This is a genomic window from Synechococcus sp. B60.1 (genome assembly GCF_047462555.1).
Classification (GTDB): Bacteria; Cyanobacteriota; Cyanobacteriia; order Thermostichales; family Thermostichaceae; genus Thermostichus.
In genome coordinates, this window is record NZ_JANSJN010000124.1 from 1 (window position 1) to 7255 (window position 7255).

General features: G+C 63.9%; 8 protein-coding genes. 1 reads left to right on the forward strand and 7 read right to left on the reverse strand.

The features are described 5' to 3' along the window. Nucleotides 1–23: 23 nt before the first annotated feature. Nucleotides 24–1070 carry a 4-hydroxythreonine-4-phosphate dehydrogenase PdxA gene (gene pdxA, locus NW863_RS11755; RefSeq protein ID WP_414366560.1) on the forward strand — a complete coding sequence of 349 codons (1047 nt, stop codon included), beginning with the start codon at nt 24–26 and terminating at the stop codon, nt 1068–1070. On the opposite strand, the gene rpiA is transcribed toward pdxA, so the two are convergent. The 7 genes from rpiA to NW863_RS11790 all read right to left on the reverse strand — a co-directional run bounded on the left by rpiA (nt 1033) and on the right by NW863_RS11790 (nt 7148). Then, on the reverse strand, nt 1033–1725 hold the full coding sequence (gene rpiA / locus NW863_RS11760) for a ribose-5-phosphate isomerase RpiA (RefSeq protein WP_414366549.1): 693 nt from the start codon (nt 1723–1725) through the stop codon (nt 1033–1035). The genes pdxA and rpiA overlap by 38 nt on opposite strands. Nucleotides 1726–1738: 13 nt before the next feature. Then, entirely contained in the window at nt 1739–3118 is a 1380-nt protein-coding gene (gene rimO, locus NW863_RS11765; protein ID WP_414366550.1) for a 30S ribosomal protein S12 methylthiotransferase RimO, read from the reverse strand. 142 nt (nt 3119–3260) lie between these two features. After that, the gene (cbiQ, locus tag NW863_RS11770; RefSeq protein WP_414366552.1) at nt 3261–4094 is read right to left on the reverse strand and encodes a cobalt ECF transporter T component CbiQ; all 834 of its coding nucleotides are present in this window, start codon (nt 4092–4094) and stop codon (nt 3261–3263) included. Then, on the reverse strand, nt 4081–4725 hold the full coding sequence (cbiM, locus tag NW863_RS11775; protein ID WP_414366553.1) for a cobalt transporter CbiM: 645 nt from the start codon (nt 4723–4725) through the stop codon (nt 4081–4083). Before cbiM ends, cbiQ begins: the two co-directional genes overlap by 14 nt. Before the next feature lie 2 nt (nt 4726–4727). Then, entirely contained in the window at nt 4728–5261 is a 534-nt protein-coding gene (locus NW863_RS11780; protein WP_414366555.1) for a hypothetical protein, read from the reverse strand. A 70-nt stretch (nt 5262–5331) separates the two neighbouring features. Beyond that, nucleotides 5332–6243, reverse strand: a complete 912-nt coding sequence (locus NW863_RS11785) for a hypothetical protein (protein WP_414366557.1) — start codon at nt 6241–6243, stop codon at nt 5332–5334. 98 nt (nt 6244–6341) lie between these two features. After that, nucleotides 6342–7148: an SH3 domain-containing protein gene (locus NW863_RS11790; protein ID WP_414366559.1), complete on the reverse strand. Its 807-nt coding sequence runs from the start codon at nt 7146–7148 to the stop codon at nt 6342–6344. Nucleotides 7149–7255: the final 107 nt, after the last annotated feature.

Below are 7255 nucleotides of genomic sequence, written 5' to 3' on the forward strand. Positions count from 1 at the left end.
GGTTCCCCCTTTGGGAGGATCCAATGAGCTCAGTGCTGCCAAAGCTGGCTCTGACGTTGGGAGATCCGGCGGGGATTGGGCCGGAAATTGTGCTCAAGGCCCTGGCGGATCCCCAAGTGCAGGCCTGCGCCCAGATAACCGTAGTAGGCGAGCGGCAGGTTTTGCAGGCTGCCCACCGCCTCTTGAAAGCAAAAGGGGTAACGGATCCTTTAGCCGACCCGGCAGGGATCCCAGTCCTGGAGTGCCCCAGCGGCTTCCACCTAGAGCCCTCGCGCGTGGGTCGGGGGGATGCCCAGAGCGGGGCAGCCAGCTTTGGCTACCTGAAAGCAGCTATTGAAGAAGCGCTGCGGGGGCAGTTCCAGGGGATCGTGACCGCCCCCATCGCCAAATACCTCTGGCACCAGGCGGGCTACCCCTTTCCCGGTCAGACCGAAGTCCTGGCCCAGCTCAGCGGGCGCGAGCGCTACGGCATGCTGTTTGTGGCCCGTTCCCCCCACAGCGGCTGGCAGCTCCGAGTTCTGCTGGCCACCACCCACATTCCCTTGCGCCAGGTGCCCCTCACCCTTACCCCCGAACTGGTGCGCACAAAGCTGGACCTGCTGGCGGGATCCCTGCGCCAGCTCTTTGCAATTGCCGATCCCGTCATTGCCGTGGCTGGCCTCAACCCCCATGCCGGCGAACAGGGGCAACTGGGCTCAGAGGAGCAGGAGTGGCTGGCGGAGCTGCTAGGTAGTTATCCCCACGCCAAAATCTGGGGGCCCCTCCCCCCCGATACGATGTGGCTGGCTCCCGCCCAGGCTTGGTATGGCCAAGGATCCCCCGCCGTTGCCGACGCCTACCTGGCCCTCTACCACGACCAAGGCCTGATCCCTGTAAAACTGCTGGCGTTTGACCGGGCCGTCAACCTGACCCTGGGGCTGCCCTTTATCCGCACCTCCCCCGACCATGGCACCGCCTTTGACATAGCTGGGCAAGGGGTGGCCCGGGCCGAGAGCCTCAAGCAGGCCATCCTGCTGGCAGCCGAGTTGGCCCTTAGCTCCGCCGCAGCGTCTCGATCCCTTCAGGGCTAGCAATAATGGCCTCCGTGGCCATGCCGATAAACAGGCCGTGCTCCACCACCCCCACCGTTCCCTTGAGTTGCTCAGCCAGCTTGGCTGGATCGGCGATGGGGCCAAACTGGCAGTCGAGAATGTAGTGCTGCTCGTCGGTGAGGTAGGGATCCCCGTCGGCATTGCGCCGCAGCACCGCCTGACAGCCCAGGGCCTCCACCCGCGCTAGGGTCGTCTTCCAGCCAAAGCGCACCACCTCCACCGGTACCGGAAAGCGCGTGCCCAGATGCGGCACCTTCTTGGAGGCATCGGCAATAATGATGAGCTCGGCAGCGCTGGCCTCCACCAATTTTTCCCGCAGCAGAGCTCCCCCCGCTCCTTTGATTAGGTTGAGGGATCCCACTTCAATTTCATCGGCGCCGTCAATGGCCAAATCTAGGCGCGGGTGCTCCTCCAGCGTGGCCAGCGGGATCCCTAGCGAGCGGGCTTGTTCCGCTGTGCGCTCCGAGGTGGGCACCCCGATAAACTGCAGCCCCTCCTTTTGCATCCGCTCCGCCAGGGCGCTCACGGCAAAAGCGGCTGTGGATCCCGTGCCCAGGCCTACCACCATGCCCGACTGAACCTTTTGAGCTGCCGCCTGGGCCGCCGCCTGTTTTAGCTCATCTGCACTGGCCATAGTCCAACCAAATTTACCGTCCGCTCCAGCTAAAGCCTGGCGGTGCCTCCACCACCTGGCCAAAGAGATCGTAGGGCTCGGCCCGTGTAATCTGCACCGGCACCAGGGATCCCAGGGATCCCGGCCCGCGCACGTACACCACCCCGTCCACCTCAGGGGCAAAGCGGGGGGAGCGACCAATCCACTCGCCAGTGCGGGGGTTTTCCTGCTCCAGGAGCACAGGCACCACCCGGCCCACCTGCTCGCGGTTGCGGCGGAAGGCGATCCCTTGCTGCAGTTGCATTAGGCGGGCGCGGCGCTCTTTTTTGACGCGCTCAGGCACTGGGTGGGGGAGGTGGTAGGCGGGGGTACCTTCCTCAGGAGAAAAAGTAAACACCCCCACATGGTCAAATTGGTGGCGCTGCACAAAGTCCAACAGATGCTGGAAGTGCTCCTCCGTCTCGCCGGGAAAGCCCACAATAAAGCTGGTGCGCAGCACAGCGTTGGGCAGCGCCTGGCGCAGCCGCTCGATGACCCGGTCGTTGACCTGGCCCTGCCAGGGGCGGTTCATGGCCTTGAGGATCTCGGGATGGCTGTGCTGCAGCGGCAGATCCAGATAGGGCAAGAAATTGGGCGTCTCTTCAATGGCCTCCACCACGGCTGGGGTGATGCCCGTGGGGTAGGCGTAGAGCATGCGGATCCAGGGAATGGGAACCTGGCCTAGAGCGCGGATGAGCTCGGCCAGCCGTGGCTCCCCGTACAGGTCGATCCCGTAGTTGGTGGTGATCTGGGAAATGAGGATGAGCTCCTGCACCCCTTCTGCAGCCAGCTGTTCTGCTTCCCGCAGGATAGACTCGATGGAGCGGGAGCGTTGCTTGCCCCGCAGGTGGGGGATGATGCAGAAAGAGCAGCGATAGTCACACCCTTCAGCTACCCGCAGGTAGGCCACCGGCGCGTGGGTGGTGCGATAGCGGGGGACGGTCTCATCGGCAATGTAGTCCAAGCTGGAGGTAACGGCGTTAACCCGCTCTCCCCGCTCCACCCGCTCAATCACCTGGACAACTTGGTGGTAGTCGCTAGTGCCCACAATGGCCACTGCCTCGGGGATCTCCCGCAGCAGCTCCTCTTGGAAGTGTTGCGCCAAGCAGCCGGCGATGATGATCTTCTTGCCCTGTACCGCCAGCTCCATCAGGGTGCTGACCGACTCCCGCCGCGCCGCCTCGATGAAGCTGCAGGTGTTGACGATAACGTAGTCGGCGCTGTCTTCATCCCCTTCCACCCGGTAGCCCGCCTGGGCCAGCAGACCCATCATGTGTTCTGTGTCCACCCGGTTTTTCTCACAGCCCAGGTGCACAACGGCAACGGCCGGTGCTTCCTTTGGAGGAGCGACAGGGCCGCGAGAGGGTGTAGGCAAAGCGGTCTCCAACCGGTTCATAGCCACAGGAGAGGCCGAGAAAATGGCGACACCAGAAATTAAAGCTCTCTTATTCTAGTTCTAGTTGGGCTTCGCTTCTGAAGGCGGGGAGGAGGATCGTCTGCCCACCAGCTCAATCGGCCTACCCCCCAAGTTGAACCCACACCAAGCCAAGAGCTACAGCCACTGCCAGACCGCTGGCCGCCCAACTGCAGGGATCCCCTGCCCTCTCTTCTGGGAGCAAGGGCGCTTTTCCGTAGCCCCGCAGGCGCAGGGCCTGATAGACGCGCTCAGAGCGCTCGTAGCTGCGCACTAGGAGAGTGCCTACGGCAGCAGCCAGGAAGGGCAGGTCTTGGCGCAAGGCCGGGCCCGGGCGCCACAGGGATCCCCGCGGTTGCCAGCCCCTCAAGCGGGCTGCTCGTTGCATCTGCTGCCACTGGGCGCCTATCTCCTGCAAATAGCGCTGCGTCAACCAGGCCAGTTCCAGCAGGAGGTCGGGGATCCCTACAGCCCGCAGAGCTGCCAGCAGGGCTGGCAGAGGGGTGGTCTCCACCAGCAGCGTTGCCAGCGCCAATAGGGCCAGGCTGCGCCCGCCAAGGCAGAGCGCCCTCTCCAGCCCCTCCCAGCGCAAAGCTAGGGATCCCCAGCGCCAGAGGATGGTATCTCCCACAACTAGGGGTAGAAGGGCAACGAAGGGGATGAGCAAAGCGCCTGGAGCAGCCAGCCGTCTTAGCCCTTGGCGCAGGGGCAACCCGGAGAGCGCCCAGAGAAGAGCCACCAGCACCCAGACTAGGGGCAGCAAGGTTAAGCGCTGCACCTGGGCGCAAGCTGCCATCAGGGCTCCTAGGCCCACCAGCTTGGGCAAAGCCTGCCAGCGGTGCAGCCAAGCGGGGGAGGGAGGGAGGGGAGCGGGTGGGGAGAACTGCCTTCCCCTGAGCTCCGGGGAGATGACGACCTCGGCCCTATCTTTTGGCATCTTCTCCCAACAGATCCGGTTGCACCCGCTGCAAAAACCGCACCACCCAATGGGTAAACAGCCCTTCCACCGCTGCCAGAGGGAGGTGGGCCATCACCAAGCTGCCCAAGGCCAAGCGCTCTGCTTGGGTGGAGACCGCCCCCTCGCCTAGGAGAGCAGCCATGACCACCCCATAGAAGAGCAGCGCCGCCAGCCCCACCCCCGCCGCTCCCGCCCAGAAGGCCGCCAACCCAGCTCCCATTGGCCGCCGGCCTGCCCGAAAGATCCCCCCTGCCAAGAGCGCCGGGATCCCCATAATGGCGGCGTTGATCCCCAGCGTGGTCAGCCCCCCGTGGCCAAAAGCCACCGCCTGGAAAAACAGGCCCACCACAATTGCTGGGTAGGCCAAGGCCCCCAACAGCACGCCCAACAAGCCATTGAGCAGCAGGTGTAGGCTGGCCGGAGGAAAAGGCAGGTGAAGGGAGGAGGCAACAAAAAAGGCGGCGGTCAGCAGCGCCGCTTTGGGGAGTTGGCGGCGGGGATCCTTTTCCAAGCGCTGGAGGAGGTGTAGGCTCCAACCCGTCAGCAGGGCAGTGATGCCATACCCCCCCAGCCAAAGCGGTGCTGGCAGAAGGCCCTCGCTGATGTGCATGGCTAGTCCTGGCTCAAAGCGGCAGCACCTCCTGGGGAGTCGGGCAGTTCTGGGCCTTGGGAGGGACGGGGCCGGGAGAAAAACAGGGCCGTACCCAAGCACCCCCAGAGGATGCAGGCAGCCATAACCCCCCGCTGCAGAGGGCCAAAGGAGGAGCCGTTGGGGATCCCCTCTGCCTGCATAGCCGCTTCGCCCACCGGCACATTCACCACCACGCCGTGGCCGGCCTGGCGAATGCGCACCTGCCACAGTCCCTTGAGCTCAGGATCCGGCTGCAGCAGAAATCGCCCCTGCTCATCCGTTTGCCCTTCCTGCCAAGGGGTGGTGGGATGGGTGGGTGCAAACACCGTAACGCGGGCAGAACGCAGCGGCTCGCCGGAATCGTAGCGGGCTTGGATCTCGAAAGTGGGAACGGCCCGCCAAGAGGCCTCCACCCCATGAGCCCAAGCCGGAGTAGACAAGAGCAGGCCGCAGGCCAGCCAGCTCAGTTGCCAGTAAGTGTAGAAAGGGAGGCGCTTTGGCCAGACTAAGTGCATCGGTCGGCAAAAGTAGAGGACAATCTCTCGACTGCAAAAGCCACCCAAGCTTGAGGGCAAAGACCTAAGGTCAAGATCCCGTCCTGTCGAGGCGGTCAGAGGACGCGCGGCAGTGGCCCTCCCCCACGTGGCCCAAGTTCTGCAGGATCTCCAAGAGGGTTTTGGACGCCGTCCCACTTTCCTGCAGGTCATCCCAGACCAGAGGGTCGGATCCCCCCTTTAGCCGCTGCTCCAGAGAGAGGGGATCCAGCTTCACCAGGGGGGCAAACCCCAGCGCCACCCGATTGAGGTCATCTTCCGGCGGTAGGCTGCCATCCCCAAACAGATGGTCAAAGTGGAAAGTCGCTTCCAGATCCGCCACCTGGCCCGCCTGGACAAAGCCCTTGCGCGCTTCCCCCACATACTCGCCGCAGACAAAGGCCAGCTCGGGGCTGAACTTGAGCACAAAGGGGATCCCCTCTCCCTCCCCTTTTGCTGGCCGGGCTTTGCCCTCGATCCAGAGGGAGTAGCCCTTGGCCGGCCCCTCTGCTGCCGGCACCAGGCGCCAAGCCAAGGCGTTGTAGTGGCCAGGGGGAGCTTCCAGGGATCCCAGCAGAACCCGTTCTGCCCCCGCCGCTGGCACCAAATCCACCGTGAGAGGGCCTGTCAGGCTGACCAGGGCCTTGGCCCGCAGCTCCTCCTCCCCTTGCGGATCAAAAGGGGGATCTGTCTGGTAGGCCGTGACATCTGCCAGCGTCACGTACACATGCTCAAACTGCAGTGCCCAGCCGTCCTTGGAGACCAGCCCCTCCCGCACGAATGCTTCGCCGTTGGCCCATAGCTCCAGCGTGCCTTTGGCCGAGGCAGAGATCGCCTGCGGCTCCCTGATCCCCTCCCGTTTTGCCGCCGGGCGACAAGCGGTTATCCCAGAGGCCAGCCCCAGGGCCACCAGAGCAAAAACTACCCCTTTGGCCAAGGGATCCCTGAAGGAAATGACCCACAAGGGAGAGAAGAGTTGCTTCACCTAGAGTTCGGCTAGCGCTACTGACCTAGCCAAACACAAACTTTCGGGGCACCACAATCCCCCGCTGGGGCATCTTGCTACTCCTGCGCCAGGTTTCCAGCCCGCACCCAGCCCTCTTGCCCATTCTGCCGCCGGATGCGCTGCCACCGGCCATCGGCGCTGTACTCCAACACCGTCACCACCTCGTTCATGGGCACACCACCAATGTAGGCCCCTTCCCGGTCGGGAGTGGCTCGCAGCGCCAAACCAATTGGCTCGATCACCCGCCCCTGTGAGCCGGGGGCAATGTTTGTTGCTGCCGAAAGCCGAGTCGGCAAAGGAGTAGGGTCAGGCGTGGATTCGACTGTAGAAGTTGCAGAAGTTGTGGCTGAAGCAACCTCTGTCGCCCCTTCCACAGGGCCCAAATTGCCCGCCCGCACCCAGCCCTCTTGACCGTTCAACTCCCGCCGCACCCGTTGCCAGCGGCCATCGGCGCTGTACTCCAGCACCGTCACCGTTTCCCCCGCCACAATTCCCCCTTGGTAGGCTCCATCAGCAGAAGGCTGGCTGCGAATGGCCAGGCCAATCGGCTCAATCACCCGCCCGCGGCTGCCGGGAGGAAAGGTCTCAGGGTCGATGGTGCCCGCCGCCGGCAAGGACTCTGTCCCACTGATGCGAACAAAGGGGGGAGAAGGCAAACTTGTCGGGCTGGGCAAGGGAGCCGGGCGCACCGCCCGCTGAAATTGGGGTGGAGCAGGGGGAGCCAACATTGGGGCAAGGAGCTGCCACAACTGCCAGCCCAAGGCCGCCAAGGCCCCAACGGAAACACTCAGCACCATCAAGGAGCCAAAGGGGAGGATCCCAGAGGCAGGAGAGGAACGGCCTCGCATCCGCTGGTTAACCATCCACTACCCCTCCCCGCCAAGCCAGCAGCAAGAATCCACAGACGAGACGCTCTCCTCGCTGACAAGCGGGGGCTTACAGTCATCAAAGCGCTCGCATCTCAATCATT